At 69.1% G+C, this 17,458-nt stretch carries 11 protein-coding genes; 6 read left to right on the top strand and 5 right to left on the bottom strand.

Features of this window, described 5'->3' with window-relative positions; translation table 11 throughout:
• Positions 1-2: 2 nt before the first annotated feature.
• A complete protein-coding gene (locus VFZ09_RS03780; protein WP_329726082.1) occupies positions 3-1,253 on the bottom strand; it encodes an SLC13 family permease in 1,251 nt (416 codons plus the stop codon).
• A 66-nt stretch (positions 1,254-1,319) separates the two neighbouring features.
• On the opposite strand from VFZ09_RS03780, the gene rtcA reads away from it, so the two are divergent.
• Positions 1,320-2,393: an RNA 3'-terminal phosphate cyclase gene (rtcA, locus tag VFZ09_RS03775; protein ID WP_329726081.1), complete on the top strand. Its 1,074-nt coding sequence runs from the start codon at positions 1,320-1,322 to the stop codon at positions 2,391-2,393.
• Between the two features lie 34 nt (positions 2,394-2,427).
• Positions 2,428-3,423: a hypothetical protein gene (locus VFZ09_RS03770; RefSeq protein ID WP_329726080.1), complete on the top strand. Its 996-nt coding sequence runs from the start codon at positions 2,428-2,430 to the stop codon at positions 3,421-3,423.
• A 15-nt stretch (positions 3,424-3,438) separates the two neighbouring features.
• On the opposite strand, the gene VFZ09_RS03765 is transcribed toward VFZ09_RS03770, so the two are convergent.
• On the bottom strand, positions 3,439-3,633 hold the full coding sequence (locus tag VFZ09_RS03765; protein WP_329726079.1) for a hypothetical protein: 195 nt from the start codon (positions 3,631-3,633) through the stop codon (positions 3,439-3,441).
• A 90-nt stretch (positions 3,634-3,723) separates the two neighbouring features.
• A complete protein-coding gene (locus VFZ09_RS03760) occupies positions 3,724-5,160 on the bottom strand; it encodes a hypothetical protein (protein WP_329726078.1) in 1,437 nt (478 codons plus the stop codon).
• A gap of 437 nt (positions 5,161-5,597) precedes the next feature.
• On the opposite strand from VFZ09_RS03760, the gene VFZ09_RS03755 reads away from it, so the two are divergent.
• Entirely contained in the window at positions 5,598-5,777 is a 180-nt protein-coding gene (locus tag VFZ09_RS03755; RefSeq protein WP_329726077.1) for a hypothetical protein, read from the top strand.
• Here VFZ09_RS03755 and VFZ09_RS03750 read toward each other — a convergent pair.
• Together VFZ09_RS03750 and VFZ09_RS03745 are read right to left on the bottom strand one after the other, a co-directional pair.
• The gene (locus VFZ09_RS03750; RefSeq protein ID WP_329726076.1) at positions 5,752-6,492 is read right to left on the bottom strand and encodes a ceramidase domain-containing protein; all 741 of its coding nucleotides are present in this window, start codon (positions 6,490-6,492) and stop codon (positions 5,752-5,754) included. The genes VFZ09_RS03755 and VFZ09_RS03750 overlap by 26 nt on opposite strands.
• A gap of 631 nt (positions 6,493-7,123) precedes the next feature.
• A complete protein-coding gene (locus tag VFZ09_RS03745; RefSeq protein WP_329726075.1) occupies positions 7,124-8,260 on the bottom strand; it encodes a M48 family metallopeptidase in 1,137 nt (378 codons plus the stop codon).
• 64 nt (positions 8,261-8,324) lie between these two features.
• Between VFZ09_RS03745 and VFZ09_RS03740 the strand changes: the two genes are divergently transcribed.
• From VFZ09_RS03740 to VFZ09_RS03730, 3 genes are read left to right on the top strand one after another with little or no spacing between them, the layout of a single operon-like run.
• Positions 8,325-11,687, top strand: a complete 3,363-nt coding sequence (locus tag VFZ09_RS03740; protein WP_329726074.1) for an AAA family ATPase — start codon at positions 8,325-8,327, stop codon at positions 11,685-11,687.
• Positions 11,684-15,157, top strand: coding sequence for an AAA family ATPase (locus tag VFZ09_RS03735; RefSeq protein WP_329726073.1), 3,474 nt, complete (start codon positions 11,684-11,686; stop codon positions 15,155-15,157). Before VFZ09_RS03740 ends, VFZ09_RS03735 begins: the two co-directional genes overlap by 4 nt.
• Complete coding sequence (locus VFZ09_RS03730; RefSeq protein ID WP_329726072.1) at positions 15,154-17,454, top strand: AAA family ATPase; 2,301 nt, start codon at positions 15,154-15,156, stop codon at positions 17,452-17,454. The genes VFZ09_RS03735 and VFZ09_RS03730 overlap by 4 nt, the downstream gene beginning before the upstream one ends.
• Positions 17,455-17,458: the final 4 nt, after the last annotated feature.

Below are 17,458 nucleotides of genomic sequence, written 5' to 3'. Positions count from 1 at the left end.
GCTCAGAAGAGCGCGTGCTCCGCGAGGAGCACCGCGAGCCCCAGCACGAAGCTGACGAGCGTGATGGGCAAACCCACCCGCAGGTAGCCGAGGAAGCTGAGTTCGGCCTTGCCGCGCGCGGCCTCGAAGACGATGAGGTTGGCCACGCTGCCCACCAGGGTGAGGTTGCCGGCCAGGGTGGAGCCGAGCGCCAGCACGTGCCAGCCCAGCACGGGATCATGCAGCGTGGGCACCCAGGCGCGCGCCAGCATGACGAAGGGCACGTTGCTGAAGAGGTTGGAGGCCACGAGCGTCAGCCCGGCGAAGCCGAGCGTCTCGCGCCAGGGCGGCCCGGACATGAAGGGCGAGAAGACGCGGTAGATGTCATCCGCCCAGCCGGCCTTGTTGACGCCGTAGACGACCACGAAGAGGCAGGCGAAGAAGAGCAGCAGGACGTAGTCCACGCGCTCGATGGCCTGACGGGGCGGGGCGCGGCGGGAGAGCGTCATCACCACCGCGGCGCCGGCCAGGGCGCTCCAGCTCATGGGCAGGCCGATGAAGAAGGCGGCGACCACGCCCACGAGCGTGGCGAGCGTGAGCCCGAGCAGCGGCCGATCCACGGGAGGCGGAGGCGGGTGCGTGTCGAAGCGCTCGTGGGAGAGCTGCTTGCGGAAGACGAAGAGGAGCCCCGCGATGACCACGCCGGTGGAGAGCACGGCCGGCAGCGCCATGTAGGCCACGAACTGCGCATAGGGCAGCCCGGAGGCGCCCTGGATGAGCATGTTCTGGGGGTTGCCGGTGAAGGTGGCCACCGAGCCCGAGTTGGAGGCCATGCACACGGCCAGCAGGTACGGGATGGGAGGCAGCCGCGCGTCCTCGACGACCACCAGCACCAGCGGGGTGAGCATGAGACAGAGGGTGTCGTTGACGAGGAAGGCGGACAGGAAGGCGCTGGTGCAGGCCACGGCCACGAGCAGCAGCCGGGGCGTATGGGCCTTGCGCAGCGCCCAGGCACCGGCCGCTCGGAAGAAGGAGGCCTGCGAGAGGTAGTCCGCGAGTAACATCATCCCCAGCAGGAGCACGAGCGTGTCCATGTCCACGGCGTGCCGGGAGGGATCGGCGCTGTAGTTGAAGACCTCGGAGGGGGCGACGATACCGGCCACCACCATGAGGACGGCGCCCACGAGCGCGCCTCCGGGGCGATCCAGCCGGGGGAAGGGGAGGCGGATACCGGCGATGAAGACGTAGGTGAACAGGAAGATGGCGAGGGCCACGGCGGGCGGACAGTACCCGAAAGCCTTCTGCTAGGCTGCGCGGGACTTTCTCGGAGGGGAAGGGGCATGGCAGGCACGGACCGCCACGACGGACCGGTGGAGCTCGACGGAAGCGAGGGGGAGGGAGGAGGGCAGATCCTCCGCTCGGCGCTCTCGCTGTCGCTCATCACCGGGAGGCCCTTCCACATGAAGAACGTGCGGGCCCACCGCCAGCCGCCGGGGTTGAGGCCGCAGCACCTCGCCTGCGTGCGGGGCGCGGAGGCCATCAGCGGGGGCCAGAGCGAGGGCGCGGCGGTGGGCGCCTCGGAGCTGCGCTTCGAGCCGGGGCCGGTGCACCCGGGCAACTACGTGCTGGAGGTGGGGACGGCGGGCAGCACGCCGCTGCTCTTCCAGTGCCTCTTCTACCCGCTGGCGCTGGCGGGGGGCGGCTCGCTCACCCTGCGCGGGGGGACGCACCTGCCGCACAGCCCCAGCTACCACTACGTGGTGGGGGTGTGGCTGCCGGTGGCGAAGGCCTACGGGCTGAACGCCTCGTTGCGCCTGGTGCACGCGGGCTTCTACCCGCAGGGGGCGGGAGAGTTCATCGCCGAGGTGGAGCCGGTGAGGGATCCACCGAACCGGGTGGAGCTGCCCTCCCGCGGGACGCTGCGGGACATCGCGGTGGGCTCGTTCGTGGGCGGGTTGCCCTTTGGCATCGCGGAGCGTCAGTCCAAGGCGGCGGTGGCGGCGCTGCGCGAGCGGGGCATCTACAGCCACGCGGAGAACCGGCCGCTGCCGGTGACGCACTCGGTGGGCACGGTGACGTTCATCCTGGCGCAGTTCGAGAACACCCTCGCCGGCTTCACGGCCCTGGGGAAGCGGGGACTTCCCGCGGAGGACGTGGGGCGCGAGGCGGCGGAGGAGGTGGCGCGCTTCATGGAGAGCGGGGGCGCGCTGGACGAGCACCTCGGGGATCAGATCCTCCTGCCCGCGGCGCTGCTGGCGGCGGGCCTGTTGGGCCCCTCGTCTCCGGGGACGACGCGCTACACGACGGCGCGGGTGACGGAGCACCTCACCACGCACGCGTGGCTCATCGAGCGCTTCCTGCCCGTGCGCGTGACGGTGGAGCCGGGAGGCGCGGTCGAGGTCGCGCCCCGGTGACGGGCCCGCCCCCTCCGTGAGACAGTCCCTCCCGATGAGCGCTGCCCTCGATCTCGTTCTGGAAGCCGGAAACATCACCGATACGCGCGCGGACGTGGTGCTGCTCAAGCACGCCCAGAGCTTCTACGGCGCGGATCAGGCCGTGGCCTCGCGGCTCGTCCAGGCGGGCATCCCGATGGCGAGCTTCTCGGTGCCCATCGGGGAGCATGTCTTCATCGAGACGCGAGGCGCCATCGGCGCGCCCCTGGCCCTCTTCCTCGGCACCGTGAAGCTGGGGAAGTTCGGCTACCACGAGATTCGCCAGTTCGCGGCCCGGGCGCTCAAGGCGCTCGAGTCGCGCCCGGACATCCGCCACGTCGCCTGCACGGTGCACGGCCCCAACTACGGCCTGGACGAGGACGAGGCGGCGCTCGCGCTCGTCGGAGGCCTCGTCGAGGCCTTCATGCGGGGTGCCGGGCCCCAGGGGCTGGAGCGCATCACCGTGGTGGAGCTGCAGCAGAAGCGGGCGGACCGGCTTCGCACGGCGCTGGAGCGGGGACTCGGGAAGAGCCCGGGGGTGGAGCCCCTGACGAGCGGCTGGGGCTTCCGCGTCAAGCGCACGAGCCAGCACGTCCAGGCGCCGCCCATGGCCACGGCCGGGGCGCAGTCGCTGGCCAAGCCCCACGCCTTCGTCGCCATGCCCTTCGCCTCCGAGATGGAGGACGTCTACCACTACGGCATCCTGGGCCCCGTGAAGGGCGCGGGGCTCCTGTGCGAGCGCGTGGATCAAGCCGTGTTCGAGGGCGCCATCATCCAGCGGATCAAGGAGCGCATCGACACCGCGAAGGTCGTCATCGCGGACCTGTCCATGGCCAACCCCAACGTGTACCTGGAGGTCGGCTACGCGTGGGGCAGGGGACGGCCCACCATCCTGCTCGTCCGCGATCTCAAGGAACTCAAGTTCGACGTCGCGGCCTACCGCTGCCTCGTGTACCGCAACATCCGGGACCTGGAGACCCAGCTCTCGCGCGAGCTGCAGCACCTGGGCTGAGCACGCCGGGTGCCCCTACTTCGCTTCCGGCTCCGGGGACTTCGGCCGGAAGAGGGGACACCGGAGCACCGGCTGGGGCGCGTATTTCTGCGGCAACAGCGGGCAGAGGATGAACGTGGACGTCTTCGTCCTCACGTACTTCGGCGGCGCCGCGCAGCGGTGACAGAGGCTCGTCGGGAAGGGCAGCGGGGAGGGCGGAGTCTCATCCATGCGGCCCCTACCCAGGCCCGGACGGCGAGCCGATGTCAAGCGCGAGCGTCAGGAGCGCACCCCTGACGCCCGCCGGGCCCGCGGCCTCGCTCAGGGCATGCTGGCGTTGAGGCAGGCGGGCTGCCCACCAGTGAGGAAGTAGTTGTTCGTCCGCAGCACCAGGTGCCCGCTGTCGGTGGAGGGGTTCGTCTGGGCCTGCTCGCCCGCGCCGAAGATCATGCCGATACCGTGGGCGGCGGCCACCTCCTGCGGGTGATCGAAGAAGTAGTCCAGACGGTTGTCCTTCCAGTGCTGGTCGTAACCGGGCATGGACATGTTGCCCACGGGGATCTGCCACCAGATGTTGGGCCGGCCCATCCGCTCCGAGAGCGCCTTGGCGAACCGGAAGGCCTGACGGAAGTGTGGGAGCGTGGTGTTGGCCGTATCCCACCAGCTGTTCCGGCCCAGACGCACCTGGTAGTACTGGGCGTCGCGGTCGCTCGTCTCCACCACGACGAAGTCCCCGTTGGCGCCACCGCACTCCCTGAGGAAGTCCGCCACCTTGCGGGCCTCGCCCTCCACGTCGAGCGCGGGGTTGGTGTTCATCATGGCGTCGATCTTCGTGGCCCACGCCGAGGCATGCAGGCCCACCTTGGCGTTGGGGGCGTACTTGCGGACCATGGCGATCATGCAGCGGCCCATGCCGGCGATGGTGTTCTCCACGTTCGCGCAATCCGTGGGATTGGCCGAGGCGACCGCCGCCGGAATCATGTGAGGATTGGTGTTCACCTGCTGCGCGTACGCCCAGAAGTCCGGCTCGATGTGAAGCAATGCGGTGGAAGTACCAATCTGCTGCAACACGAAACGCCAGTCATTGTAATAACGTTGCATCAAGGAGACGGTCTGCGCCGCGGCCACCTCCGGCGAGCCCTCGGAGACACGGCTGGCGTGGAGCATCTGGTAATAGGTGATCATCGGGACCTGTCCCAGATTGATCGTCTGCTGGAAGTAGTCACGCAGGTACTGCCCCGGAGGAATCTGGTCCCACTGCCAGCACCCCCACCAGCCGCAGCCATTGGGATTCCAGTTGGAGCAGGACTGTCCGGCGGAGGAGCAGCTCGTGCTGCACGAGTTGCACGGCTCCGCGCTGTCGAACAGGCCACCCGCGAGGTAGATGTATCGGATGTCGAACGGAGCCAGCCCGGCCACGGAGCTGTCCGTCTGTCCTCCGACGAGCACGTGATCCTTCCCGAGTGAATCGAGCAGCGGCTGGCCGAGGCAGTCCGTGGGCGGAACCGTGCCACCGTCCGAGCCGCCCGTGCCCGCGTCCGGAGTACCCGCATCCGAGCCCGTGCCCGCGTCCGAGCCACCCGTGCCCGCGTCCGGAGTGCCCGCATCGGAGCCGCCCGTGCCCGCGTCTGGCGGACACTTCTTGCACACCCCTCCACCGCGTGGGGCGGCCTCGGCTTCACGGGGTGCTCCGCTGAGGGTGTAGAAGAACAACATCCCGGGGACCAGGAGCAACAACCAACGCGCGCTGGAGGACATGAGGTACCTCGCGACTTCGGGTCCAATTCTTTGACATAAAACCAGACTCGCGATCCAACGCGGCGGCCACCATCAATCCCTCTTCTTCATGTATTGGATGAGAGTGATTGCAATGCTGATAGAAGTTTTCGCGGAAATACGAGAAAGTCCTGCCCTGACGAAAGTTTCCAAGAGGCTTGTCCCCGGGGAGTGAAATCAACTCTCCTGGCCGTATGTGTCTCGACGCCTGGCTGCTCGCTGGATGTGTGTCGATTCAATTCATTTCACCCGCTCCACCGAGGAGTGAGGCCACACGGCGCTCGAATGGCTGTCTGCCTGCCTGTCTGACGGTCAGGCCGACGCGCCGGCTCAGGCACGCGGGGGGGCACCGGGGCGCGGCTTGCATGGCCCGGTGCCTGCGTTACTCCTGATCAATGACCGACGTCTCCCATGTCCAGGTGCCGACGCGCGATTACACGCTGCCCGAGGGTTGCCCCTCGTGCGGCGCGGATCTGCCGGTGCGCGTCTCGGCAGCCGGTACCCACGGCGTCTGCAAGCACTGCGGCTGGTTTGGCCGCCCCCTCCTCACGGTGACCCACCAGGGGCTGCGCATCAGCTACGAGGGCGCTGACGCCTGAGCTCCAGCCCGGCGTGGTGCCGCGCGGTGAACAGCAGCGCGAGCGCACTCAGGACATGCCAGGCCGCATGTCCCTGCACCCAGTGATTGTCCGGGTCGCACCACGCCCGCGTCACGTCCGCCACCGAGCACGCCGCCGCCGCGGCCATCAGCCCCACCGCGAGCCAGAAGTCCCGGTACGACTCTCGCGGGTCCTTCCGCCGGGACAGGCGGATCTCGGTTCCCACGATCACCAGCACCGCCCCCAGCACCACGAGCTGGTAGGGGAACCCGGCGAGCCTCAGCACCGGCACGAGCAGGGTGCACCCCACCGTCAGCCCGGCGTGGACCGTGCCCACCCGCTCGCGAGGCAGCCAACCCAGGCGGTGTAGGTTCAGCGCCACCAGCAGGAAGGCGAGCACGTACATCCCCACGAAGTCCAGGAGCTGGGTGGCGAAGGTGTTCGTCGCGTGGAAGGCGAAGGAGAACGCCCCCACGAGCCCCGTCGTCCAAGCGAAGCGCCCCATGGCGCGGCTGCCCGTGAGCCGCCACCGCCACGCACACCAGCACGCCACCGCCAGGTAGGCGAGGTTGGACCAGGCGTTCGCGGGCTCGTTCACCCAGGCGCAGACCGTGGCCTCGCACCACTTCACGTTCGGCTCGCCCCAGGCGACCCGCATGTCCCACCAGGGGCAACCGGGCTGGAGGAGCTTCTCGGGCGCTGCCATGCCGTTCATGGCTCGAACCTACATCTCGATGGGCTCGTCCCGGACAGGCCCTCTCCGTCCGGATATCGTGCCTACATCAGCATACCTGGGGGACCTCTTTGTTGAGCCCCATCATGCCTACATCTCACGACATCTTCATGCCCAAGAACTGGTGTGTGTCGCACTTACATTGGCGTCTTTTGTGTGTCAGAATGGAGCAATCAAATACAGAAATTAATTCCATAGTCTTGATTTCCTGTCAGGGATTGTGGAGTGGAAGTCTGTATTTGTTTTTGTCTATGTTTGTCTTTTGTGATTGTGACGATATGTTTTTCTTTTTTAAGTAAATACAAACTATAATTTGATGTGTTTTTTATGTATTTAGATAAAGACAGACATTCGTTTTGCTGGATTGGTAGGGATTGGGTGGATATCCTTGCAACCATGAGGCTTGACGAGATCGCTGGGCACATCGACCAGTTGCTGGGTGCTTCCGCCGAGACGGGTGAGCGCACCCGGATCGTCGTCGCGCGAGAACAGCCCGTGTGCCGCATGGGGCTGGCGCTCGGAGCGGTGGGGACTCGGGCTGCTGGAGCGGCTCCTGCGCGAGCGGTGGCCCGACCTCCACATCCTCGTGTCCCCACCACGGGATTGAGAGGATTCAATCCAAGGGATTGCTGGCGCCGCGCAGGGCCTCGTCCACGAGCCACGTGGGCACCGCCAGCGCTCCGGCCACCTTCCTCAGCTCCAGGTAACCCAGGTTGTCCACGACGCCGTCCGGGGCCTTCATCAAGGCGAAGTGCTGCGCCAGCCGGGCCCGCTCGGACAGGGTCGCCCGCTCCTGGTACAGCTGCTCCAGCACGGGCAGGAGCTTCCCCGTCGTCAGGGCCAGGTTCAGCAGCTCGGGATGCTCGGACTTCTCCAGGTAGGAGGGATCCAGCTCCCGCAGCTCCCACGCCAGCAGGGTGTCGGCCTCCTCGTCCGACAGTCCCTCCTCGCTCGCATAGCGGCCCGCGCTCTTCAGGAAGGTCCTCGTCTTGGAGAACGCCGCGAGGGCACGCACCCGCCATGGGCTGAAGGCATGGGCGCGGAAACCGCCGAGTACCTCATCGTCCTCACTGGGCCGCTCACGGGCCGATGGATCGGACAGGAGCGCGTCCACATGGCGCGCCGCCGCCTGCAGCTCGGACTTCACCGAGCCTGCGGTCCATCCGCTCACCCGTGCGAGCAGGACGCCCGCGGAGGCCTCCAGCTCCCGGGAGCACAGCAGTCCCGCCCGGTCGGCGCTGGCCTCGGCCGCCCGGTTCCACCGGTACAGCCCGAGCGCCGTGGCGGGGGAGACGAATCGTCCATCCTCTCCGTCCCAGGCCAGGGCCGTGGCCGGCAGGGGCAGGGTGAAGTGCTCGAAGGCGAGGTGCCCGAGCTCGTGCCCGAGGATGAAGCGCAGCTCGGCCTCCTGGAACACCTCCAGGAGCCGGGAGGACAGAACGATGGCGGGAGTGTCCGGCGGGGCCTGCACCGCCGCGGCCCGGATCATGGGCTCCGGGTTGACGAACACATCCACGGGTCCCTCGTGGCCCAGGACCTCCTTGCAGGCGGCCAGCGCATCCAGGACCCGCGGGGCCACCGGGCGCGTCAGCTTGAAGGCGTTCGAGAGCAGCTGCCTCTGCCTCGCGACGCCGCCGAACCTGCCCGGCACCGCGTCCACATGCCGCAGCGCCCGCTGGGTGTCCTCGCCCGCGAGGAGCTCGTCGCGCAACCGCCGCTCGAGCGCGGACTGGAAGATGCTTGGATTCACATGCGCCATCGTGGGGAATGCCTCCTGCCGCCAGCGTACCTCATCAGGATAGGATGGCGGGCCCATGGCTTCTTCCAATGCCGTCCCCGGGACGCTCGAGTTCTCCACGCCGCTCGTCTGCCAGCAGCTGTGGAACGGGGACCACCAGGTGTTCCCCGTGGCCGCGCCCACCCTGACGAGCCACGCGCCCACGCTCGAGGCCTGTCTGGGCGAGCAGCGCCTGTTCCTCGAGGAGCACCTGTCCAGGGTGGAGCCCGAGGAGCTGGCCCGCTTCTCCTTCCCCGAGCAGGTGCGGCTCGAGATGCTGGAGATCCTCGCCCCCCGCGCCGATCTCCCCAAGAAGCTCGTCAAGCCCGTCACCGTCGAGCTGGCCACCATCGTCGTGCCGCTCGCGGAGGAGACGTGGGTCTTCGTGCCGGCGATCGATCACACGGTCTACGTGGGCAGGAACCAGGACGTGCGCGAGACGGTGCGCGCGGACGTGGAGCGGTTGCTCGCCGCGCGCGAGCCGGCCGCCCATGAGTACCTGCGGCTGCTGCCTCCGAAGTTCGTGACGCTCGAGACCGTCCAGCTCGCGCTCCGGCGTCAGGACGCGAGCGACAAGGCCCGGCAGGCGAAGAAGAAGCTGGAGGAGAAGCTCAAGCGGGAGCAGGCGCACCAGGTGCTCCTCTCCGTCTCCACGGTGCTGCATGATCGCGACGAGGCCCGGCACGGACCGCCCCTCATCGCCCGGGACACCGAGCTCGCGCTGCTGTCCGGCCTGCTCGGCGGCGAGAAGCGGCAGGGCGTGCTGCTCGTGGGCCCGGAGCTCGTGGGCAAGACGGAGCTGCTCCTCGCGTGGCTCCGCGCCGAGCGCAAGGCCGGCCGCGAGCGGCGCGTGTACGCCACGAGCGGCTCGCGGTTGATCGCCGGCATGTCCGGCTTCGGCCAGTGGCAGGAGCGCGTGCTGCGGGTCATGCGTGCGGCACAGGAGCTCGACGCCGTCCTGTACTTCGAGAACCTCGGGGAGCTGCTCGCGCAGCAGTCCTCGGAGCACGTGGACATCCCCGGCGCGATGAAGCCCTTCCTGGAGGAGGGCCGGGTGCGGTTCCTCGGAGAGCTCACCCCCGAGTCGTTGGATCTGCTCGAGAACCGGCACCCGGGCCTCTTCGCGGTGCTCGGCCGCGTGCGCCTGGAGCCCCTGGGGACGCGGCAGACCCGTGAGGCGCTCCGGAGCCGGACGGTCTGGCAACGCAAGGCCGAGCCCTCGCGGTACTCGCTGGCCGACGACGCGGTGGATCCGCTCGTGGACCTGGCCGAGCGCTACCTGCCGAGCCGCGCGCTGCCCGGCAAGGCGATCCGGTTGTACGAGGAGATGCGCGCGGGACTGCAACAGGAGCGCACGGGCACGGGCGAGGTGCCCCTGCTCACCCGCGAGCGCGTGTACTCGCTCTTCAGCCTCAAGACGGGCGTCCCCGAGTTCCTGTTGCGCGAGGACCGCGCGCTGCTCGCCGGGGAGGTCGAGGCGCACTTCCGCCGCCAGCTCGTGGGCCAGGAGACGGCGGTGCGCCGCGTCGTGGAGACGCTGTGCATGGTGAAGGCGGGCCTCCAGCCCCAGGGCAAGCCGCTGGCCACCTTCCTCTTCGTGGGCCCCACCGGCGTCGGGAAGACCGAGCTCGCGCGGCTGCTCGCCACGTTCCTCTTCGGCTCGCCGGAGCGGATGTTCCGCTTCGACATGAGCGAGTTCATGGACGGCTGGGCCGCCGAACGGCTCATCCGGGGCAACACCCAGGGCGAGGGGCTGCTCACGCGCCGCGTCCGCCAGCAGCCCTTCTGCGTGCTCCTGCTCGACGAGATCGAGAAGGCCCACCCGGCCGTCTTCGATCTGCTCCTGCAGGTGTGCGGGGAAGGGCGGCTCACCGATGCCCGGGGGCAGACGGCGTGGTTCCACAACGCCATCATCATCATGACGAGCAACCTCGGCGTGGCGCACCGCCGCTCCCCGCTGGGCATCGGCGCTACCTCGGTGGATGACGCCTCGTACTACCTGCGCGAGGTGCACCGTCACTTCCGCCCCGAGTTCGTCAACCGCATCGACCAGCTCATTCCCTTCCACCCGCTCACCCCCGAGCAGGCGGCGGAGGTGGCCCGGCTCGGCGTGGACAAGCTGCGGCAGCGGCGCGGGTTGATGCAGCGCGGGGTCTCGCTCGAGGTGCCTCCGGAGATCACCACCGCGCTCGCCACCTCCGGCTACCAGGAGGCCTATGGCGCCCGGGCCATGCGCAGGCACCTGGACCAGCAGCTCGTCGTCCCCATCGCCCGCATGCTCTCCGAGGCCGGGCCCGAGGCCCAGGGCGGCCGTGTGGTGATCGCCTCCCGTCCCGGGGGCATTGCCGTGGAGCTGACCAAGGGCAGCCCGAAGACGGCGCGCAACCAGCTCGAGCTCGTGCGCGACCTGCAGGAGCAGCGGCGGGTCATCGACAGGCTCTTCCGGATGGATGCCGTGGAGAACGTGGGGGAGCGGATCCACTTCCTGGTGGCCCAGCTCGCCCAGGGAGATCAGAAGAAGATGCGAGGGCCCGAGGCGTCCTCGCTGGGACAACTCCAGTACGAGCACAGCCGGCTCGAGGCGCTCTGGAGCGAGGCCCGGCGGTTGCGCGCATCGCTCCTGGCCGCCGAGGAGCTGGCGCTGATGGCGCTCTTCGAGCAGCAGGATGCCGCCCCCTTCGTGGACGAGGCCCACGCGCAGATGAAGGCCATCCGCCAGCTGATGCCGTCCGTGCTGCTCGCGCTCCAGCCCCGGAGGGATCAGATCACGCTCATCCTCCAGGAGGCGGGGGAGACACGCGGCCTCGAGCGCTGGATCCTGCCGCTGATCGAGGATGCGCCCCGGCGCGGCTGGACGGTCGAGGGCCGCGTCTCGGTCACCCACAAGAGCAGCGAGCGCAAGCGCAAGTGGGATGACAAGCTGCTGGGTGCGGAGCAGCTTCGGAAGGAGCTGGCCGCGCCCTCGCGGGCCTTCCGGGAGGTACTGCTCCTGGTCAACGGCACGAACGCGGGGGCCTTCCTGGCGCTCGAGGCCGGGGTTCATCGTTATCCCCCCACCGAGAAGGACGAGCTGGTCCAGGTCGAGGTCAGGCCCGTTGCCATGTCCACCCAGCTGTTCCAGAAGGAGCTCGAGCTGCCCGCCATCGCCCCTCCGGCACAACGGGCCGGCAAGGATCTCCGGGAGCTGCGGTTGATGCCAGCCATCCGTGAGTACGTTCCCGGCGGCGAGCTCCTGCTGTGCGATGGCGCACGCAAGCTTCAGCTGGATTCCTGGGAGCACTTCCAGGCGCTCGAACGGATCCTGCTCGAACACATCCTGCTGCTCGAAAGCTCCGGGAACTTCGATGCCGAGAGTGGATTCTCCTTCGCGCTCGACGTGATCCGGGGGGCCTCGCGATGAACCTCACTCTTGGCGTGTACCAGAGCCGCGATGCCTCCAGTGGCTACCGGTGGACCACGCTCGCGCTCGGCCCCCATACCCGCAGCCGAGAGGGACGGAGCACCGTCAAGCTCCAGCAGAAGCTCGTGGAGGATCTCCGGAGCATCATCGGCGAGCTGCCCGTCCGGGAGCTGTCGTACTTCCAGCTCCCCCGAGGCATCCGCCTGGAGCGGGTACAGCTCGAGCTGGATTTCAAGCGCGTGCGCACCGGAACCGAGACGCCGCGGCTGTCCGGTCTCTTCCCGCTCATCCTCGAGCCGCGCTGGCGCACGCGCGACGAGCTCATGACCATCGCCTACCACCCCGCGCGCCAGCACGAGTGGTTCCCGGTCGATACCGGCGCCAGTCTCGAGGAGCAGGCGAAGGTCTTCTTCACCCGTGCCTGGGCCCAGCTGGAGCCGTACGAGCACGATGACCTGCGCTCCAACCGCAAGGACACCCTCAAGGCGCTCGCGTTCATGGCCCAGCCGAAGTCGCTGCTCGACGAGCTCGGCAAGAAGAAGGGGCCCTGGGACGACCTGGAGGCCGAGGACCGGCGGGAACGGGCCGGCGGCAAGAAGAAGCAGAAGAAGTCCGGTGGCGGCACCCAGGTGCTGCACAAGCTGGGGACGAACCTCACCCTCCAGGCCGCGGAGGGCACGCTCGATACCGGCATGCCGCGCGGCCCCTACCGGGAGCAACTCCAGCTCCTGCTCGGAGGCGAGCGGCGCACGCCGGTGCTGCTCGTGGGTCCTCCCGGCTGCGGCAAGCGGACCCTGCTCAAGCGCTTCGTGGCCGAGCAGCTCGAGGCCGATGGTTTCCAGACCCACCGCAACCTGGACAAGGTGACCGAGGTCTGGTCGATCGCCGGCAAGCGGATCATCGCCGGCATGAGCTACGTGGGCGACTGGGAGCAGCGCTGCCTCAAGGTGCTCGAGGACACGAGGGGAGGGCGGCGCATCCTCTTCATCGAGGACCTGCATGCCTTCGGCCGCATCGGCCGCTCGCGGGAGAGTGACACCAATCTCGCGCTCTTCTTCCAGGGAGCCCTGGCACGTGGAGAGCTCACGCTCGCCGGCACGGTGACGCCCGAGCAGCTCCAGCGGCTGGAGACGGACGCCCCGTCCTTCGCCGCGCTCTTCACCCAGGTGCACGTGCGCTCCACCCGCACCGACGAGACACTGCGCATGCTGCTGCACGAGGCGCGCGAGCTGGAGTCCAAGCACCACATCGCCTGGTCCCCTCCGCTCTTCCCGGTGCTGCTGGAGCAGGCGGGGACGCTCTTCTCCGGGTCCGCGCTTCCGGGCAAGGCGCTCGATCTGCTGCGCGAGCTGGCCACGGACCAGGGAGCCCCGGGCCGGGAGCTCGGCGTCGGCGAGCTCTTCGCGCACCTGTCGCGCAGGACGGGCCTGCCGGACTTCCTCCTGCGCCCCCAGGAGCGGCTGGTGCCCGAGGAGGTCCACGAGGCCCTGTCGCGCAAGGTGATGGGACAGCCGGAGGCGGTGCGCGTGGCGTGCGATCTCGTCGCGCGCATCCATGCCGGACTCACGGATCCCCGGCGGCCCTACGGCGTCTATCTGTTCACCGGCCCCACGGGCACGGGAAAGACGGAGCTCGCCCGCGCGCTGGCCGGCTACCTGTATGGCGATGCGTCGCGGCTGGTGCGGCTCGACATGGGCGAGTTCCAGACGCCGGATGCCGTCGCGCGGCTCACGGGCGACGCCTGGCAGCCCGAGGGCCGGTTGACGCGCCTCATCCGCGAGCAGCCCTTCTCGCTCGTGCTGCTCGATGAGATCGAGAAGGCACATCCCTCGCTGCTCAACCTGCTGCTGCAGACGTTCGACGAGGGCCGGTTGACGGATGCCTCGGGCGAGACGGCGGATTTCACCCATACCGTCATCGTGATGACGAGCAACCTCGGGGCGCGGCGCAAGCCGGCGGTGGGGCTCGGTGCGCCGGACGCGCGCGCCCTGGAGCTGGATGCGGACCGGGCCGTGCGCGAGTTCTTCCCGCCCGAGCTCTTCAACCGCATCGATCGCATCGTGCACTTCTCGCCGCTCTCGCGGGACGTGGGCGAGAAGGTGGTGGAGAAGGAGCTGGCGCGACTGTTGTCGCGGCACGGGCTCGTGTCCCGCAACATCTTCGTGGCCGCCGACGAGGCGGTGAAGCGGCGCATCGTCGAGGAGGCCTTCGATCCCCACCTGGGCGCGCGGCCGCTGAAGCGCTACCTGGAGGAGAAGGTCGGGCAGGTCCTCTCCGATGCCATCATCCGGGGACCCCAGGCGCTCATGCGGCTGTTCCAGCTCTACACCCGGGAGGGCCGCTTCGAGGCGCAGGCCGATGCGCTCATTCCCCGGGAGCCGCTGGCCCAGGGCTTCGCGCTGGAGCCACTCCTGTCGCTCCCCATCGCACGGCTGCGCGAGAAGATGCTCGAGCTGCGTGAGGTGGTGCAGGAGCTGCGCGAGAGCGAGGCGCTCGGTGCCCTGTCCGAGCAGGTCCGCTTCCACCTGGAGCGTCTGCGGGCGGGCGAGCACGATCACGCCGAGTCGCTCTTCACGCTCGATGCGATGCGGATGTACCTGGAGGCCTTCGCGGCGCAACTCGAGTCTCTCGCCCGCGCTCCCGAGGAGACGGAGCGGGAGATGATCGAGGCCGAGCGTTTCGGCGTGGAGCGGATTGGCGCCGATCGCTGGTCCCAGGGGACACGCATCCGGCTCTTCGCCCGGCGCGCGTTCGAGCCGGTGAAGGCCGTCTCCCGCGAGCAGATGCTCGATGCGCTGTCGGAGGTCTACTTCCTGCAACGCATCCTCCGGGGGATTTCCAGCCCGGATCAGCACGTGGTCATGTTGGAGCTGCTCCCGCTCGGCCAGTGGCGTCAGGGCGCGTCCTCCGGGTCGCTGCTCGCCCGGTGGCTCTGCTCGGCCTATGCGCACTCGCGTGGGGAGATCGAGTCCTTCGCCGCGCACCTGCCCGGTGGGGCCCTGGTGTCCGGTGGGCCCCGGCAGCTCCGGGAGTTCCTGCACCTGTCCATGCAGGAGCCCGTGCATGCCGCGATCAAGCTGGTGGGCCCGGGCGTGCGGCCCTTCTTCGAGGGCGAGGCCGGGCTGCACGTGTGGCAGTCCTCGGGCCGGCTCCCGGAGATCGTCAAGGTCCGCGTTCACGAGGCGAATGCGCCATCGCCCGCGGAGCTGCTCGCGCTGCATGCCGTGAAGCTCCAGGCCTTCCACAAGGCACGCCAGGAGGGCGTGAGCCCGCTCCCGGAGGATCCGGAGGCGGCGGCTCCCGTCGTGCGCGCCTACCGCTTCGAGCCGCCCGCACGTCCGGGAGCGGTGTCGGTGCTGGAGCTGGATGACTACCTGCTGACCCACAGCGGCAGCCATCGGGTGAGGAATCCCGCCGAGGCCCTGCCGGCCCTGTGGCGGCTGCGGATGAGCGAGCGGGTGACCCCATGAGCGACAAGAGCCTTCGCGTCTACTTCACCACCCACCACGATGGCCGGCTCACCGGGCAGCTCCTGCCGGTCTGGGACAGCTTCTTCGATGATCCTCCGCCCTCGGCCTACGGCAACAGCGAGGCGGAGATCTACGCGCTGCTCGAGACGCGCATCCGGTTGATGATGCTCGAGAACCCAGCCGGGCTCGGTCGGTTCCTCTGGGAGGAGAGCCTGGAGGCGCGGACCATCACCGTGGAGATCCACCCGCAGACCGTGCACAAGAAGCGGCCGGTGATCGCCAAGGCGCTGATCCCGCTCAAGCTGACGTACGTCTACGGGAAGCTGGAGAGCGGTGCCTGGCGCGTGCGGGTGCCGCGCTTCGGCTGGTCGTTCGTGCTCGAGGAGCTCTCCATCGCGCGCGAGGTGTTGCAGAACGCGCTCACCACCGTGCTGCTCGGGGAGAAGCCCAAGGGGCTGTACGACTTCCGCCACGAGGGCGCGGAGTACGTGAGCAGCTGGGACCTCGGCTGGCTGCTGCGGGACAACCGGCGCGGCCCGGGCGAGGAGCGGCCTCCTGAAGTCCTCGAGCAGATCAGCGAGGAGCTGACCTCGCGCGCCCTGGGAGGCAGGCAGCCGGCACTGGTGTACGACGCCGAGTCGATGCGCTCCTGGCTCGCCCACGCGCAGCGCCAGCCACCGCAGTCCCTGCTGCTCGTGGGGGGCCCGGGCTCCGGCAAGACGAGCCAGGTGCTGAAGCTCGCGCGGCTGATCGCCGAGCAGCGGCGTGAGGACAAGAAGGTGAGCCTGCCGAGGATCTGGCGCACCAGCGCCGAGCGCATCGTCGCCGGCATGGTGTACCTGGGCATGTGGCAGGAGCGCTGCCTGAAGATCGTCGACGCGCTCTCGAACGAGAACGACTACCTCTACGTGGACCGGCTCACGTCGATCCTCGCGCCCCAGCCGGACGGCTCGTCCATTGGAGATCTGCTGCTGCCCGCGGCGATGAGCGGGGAGATCTCCCTGATCGCCGAGTGCACCGAGGCCGAGCTGGAGCGCTGCCAGCGGCGCTTCCCGGAGTCGCTGCGGCCCTTCCGCATCATCCGCATCGAGCCTCCGCCGGCCTCGCAGGTGCCGGAGCTGATGCTGCGCTACCAGGCGGCGAAGCGCAGCCGGGTGAGCATCCATGCCCTGGGGTTGAGACAGCTCGTCGGGCACCTGGAGACGTTCCAGCGCGACAGCCTGTTTCCGGGCAAGGCCTTCCGCTTCCTCGACTGGCTGGAGCAGCAGGGCGAGCCGGGCAAGGCCCGGACGCTCTATCCGCGCGATGTCTCCGAGGCCTACGCGCGCTACACGGGGCTGCCGCTCCAGCTCATCAGTGACGAGGTGCCCGCAGAGCAGGCCTCGCTGGCGGGACAGTTGCGGCAGGGGGTCATCGGGCAGGATCGCGCCTGCGAGCTGGCGGCGGGCGTGCTGGCGCGCTTCAAGGCGGGGCTCAACGATCCGGAGAAGCCGGTGGGCACGCTGCTCTTCGCCGGGCCCACGGGCGTGGGGAAGACGGAGCTGTCCAAGCAGCTCGCGCGCACGCTCTTCGGCAACGAGGACCGGATGATCCGGCTCGACATGTCCGAGTACATGCAGCCCGGCTCGGCCCAGCGGTTGATGGAGGTGGGCCCGGGAATCACCAGCCTCGCCGAGCGGGTGCGGCAACAGCCGATGTCGCTCGTGCTCTTCGATGAGATCGAGAAGGCGCACCCCGAGGTGTTCGATCTGCTGCTCGGCATCCTGGGGGAGGGGAGGCTGACGGACAGCCTCGGGAGGCTGGTGGACTTCCGGATGACGGTGGTGTGCATGACGAGCAACCTCGGCGTCGAGCAGTCGGAGCCCACGGGCTTCGGGGCCGAGCGCGGCTCGGAGGACTTCATGCGCGCCATCCGGCAGACCTTCCGGCCGGAGCTGTTCAACCGCATCGATCACGTCATTCCGTTCCGCCGGCTGTCGGAGGCGGATGTGCTGCGGATCGTCGACCTGGAGCTGGAGAAGGCGGCCTCCCGGGCGGGGCTGTTGCGGCGCAGACTGCGGCTGGTGGTGGAGCCGGACGCGCGGGCCTGGCTGGCCCGTCACGGGTACGACCCGAAGCTGGGCGCCCGGCCCTTGAAGCGGCTCATCGAGGCGAAGGTGATGGCGCCCATCGCGGTGAAGCTCTCGGCCGAGGCGGGGCTGGAGGGCGCGATGCTCCCGGTGGTCGTGGCCGGCACGGAGGCCGAGCGGATCCTGCGGCCGGAGTACCGGGCCGTCGCGACGGTGCTTGGAGACTGAAGCG

Origin of the sequence: Archangium sp. (assembly GCF_036277355.1) — a bacterium.
Lineage (GTDB): Bacteria > Myxococcota > Myxococcia > Myxococcales > Myxococcaceae > Archangium.
The sequence above is the reverse complement of the archived record's forward strand: the minus strand, read 5'-3'. Positions and strand labels throughout refer to the sequence as shown.

What these genes read in the sequence shown, in the direction of transcription:
- rtcA (WP_329726081.1), top strand. Translation starts at nt 1,320, where the DNA reads ATGGCAGGCACGGACCGCCACGACGGACCGGTGGAGCTCGACGGAAGC.
- VFZ09_RS03770 (WP_329726080.1), top strand. Translation starts at nt 2,428, where the DNA reads ATGAGCGCTGCCCTCGATCTCGTTCTGGAAGCCGGAAACATCACCGAT.
- VFZ09_RS03765 (WP_329726079.1), bottom strand. Translation starts at nt 3,633, where the DNA reads ATGGATGAGACTCCGCCCTCCCCGCTGCCCTTCCCGACGAGCCTCTGT.
- VFZ09_RS03760 (WP_329726078.1), bottom strand. Translation starts at nt 5,160, where the DNA reads ATGTCCTCCAGCGCGCGTTGGTTGTTGCTCCTGGTCCCCGGGATGTTG.
- VFZ09_RS03750 (WP_329726076.1), bottom strand. Translation starts at nt 6,492, where the DNA reads ATGAACGGCATGGCAGCGCCCGAGAAGCTCCTCCAGCCCGGTTGCCCC.
- VFZ09_RS03740 (WP_329726074.1), top strand. Translation starts at nt 8,325, where the DNA reads ATGGCTTCTTCCAATGCCGTCCCCGGGACGCTCGAGTTCTCCACGCCG.
- VFZ09_RS03735 (WP_329726073.1), top strand. Translation starts at nt 11,684, where the DNA reads ATGAACCTCACTCTTGGCGTGTACCAGAGCCGCGATGCCTCCAGTGGC.
- VFZ09_RS03730 (WP_329726072.1), top strand. Translation starts at nt 15,154, where the DNA reads ATGAGCGACAAGAGCCTTCGCGTCTACTTCACCACCCACCACGATGGC.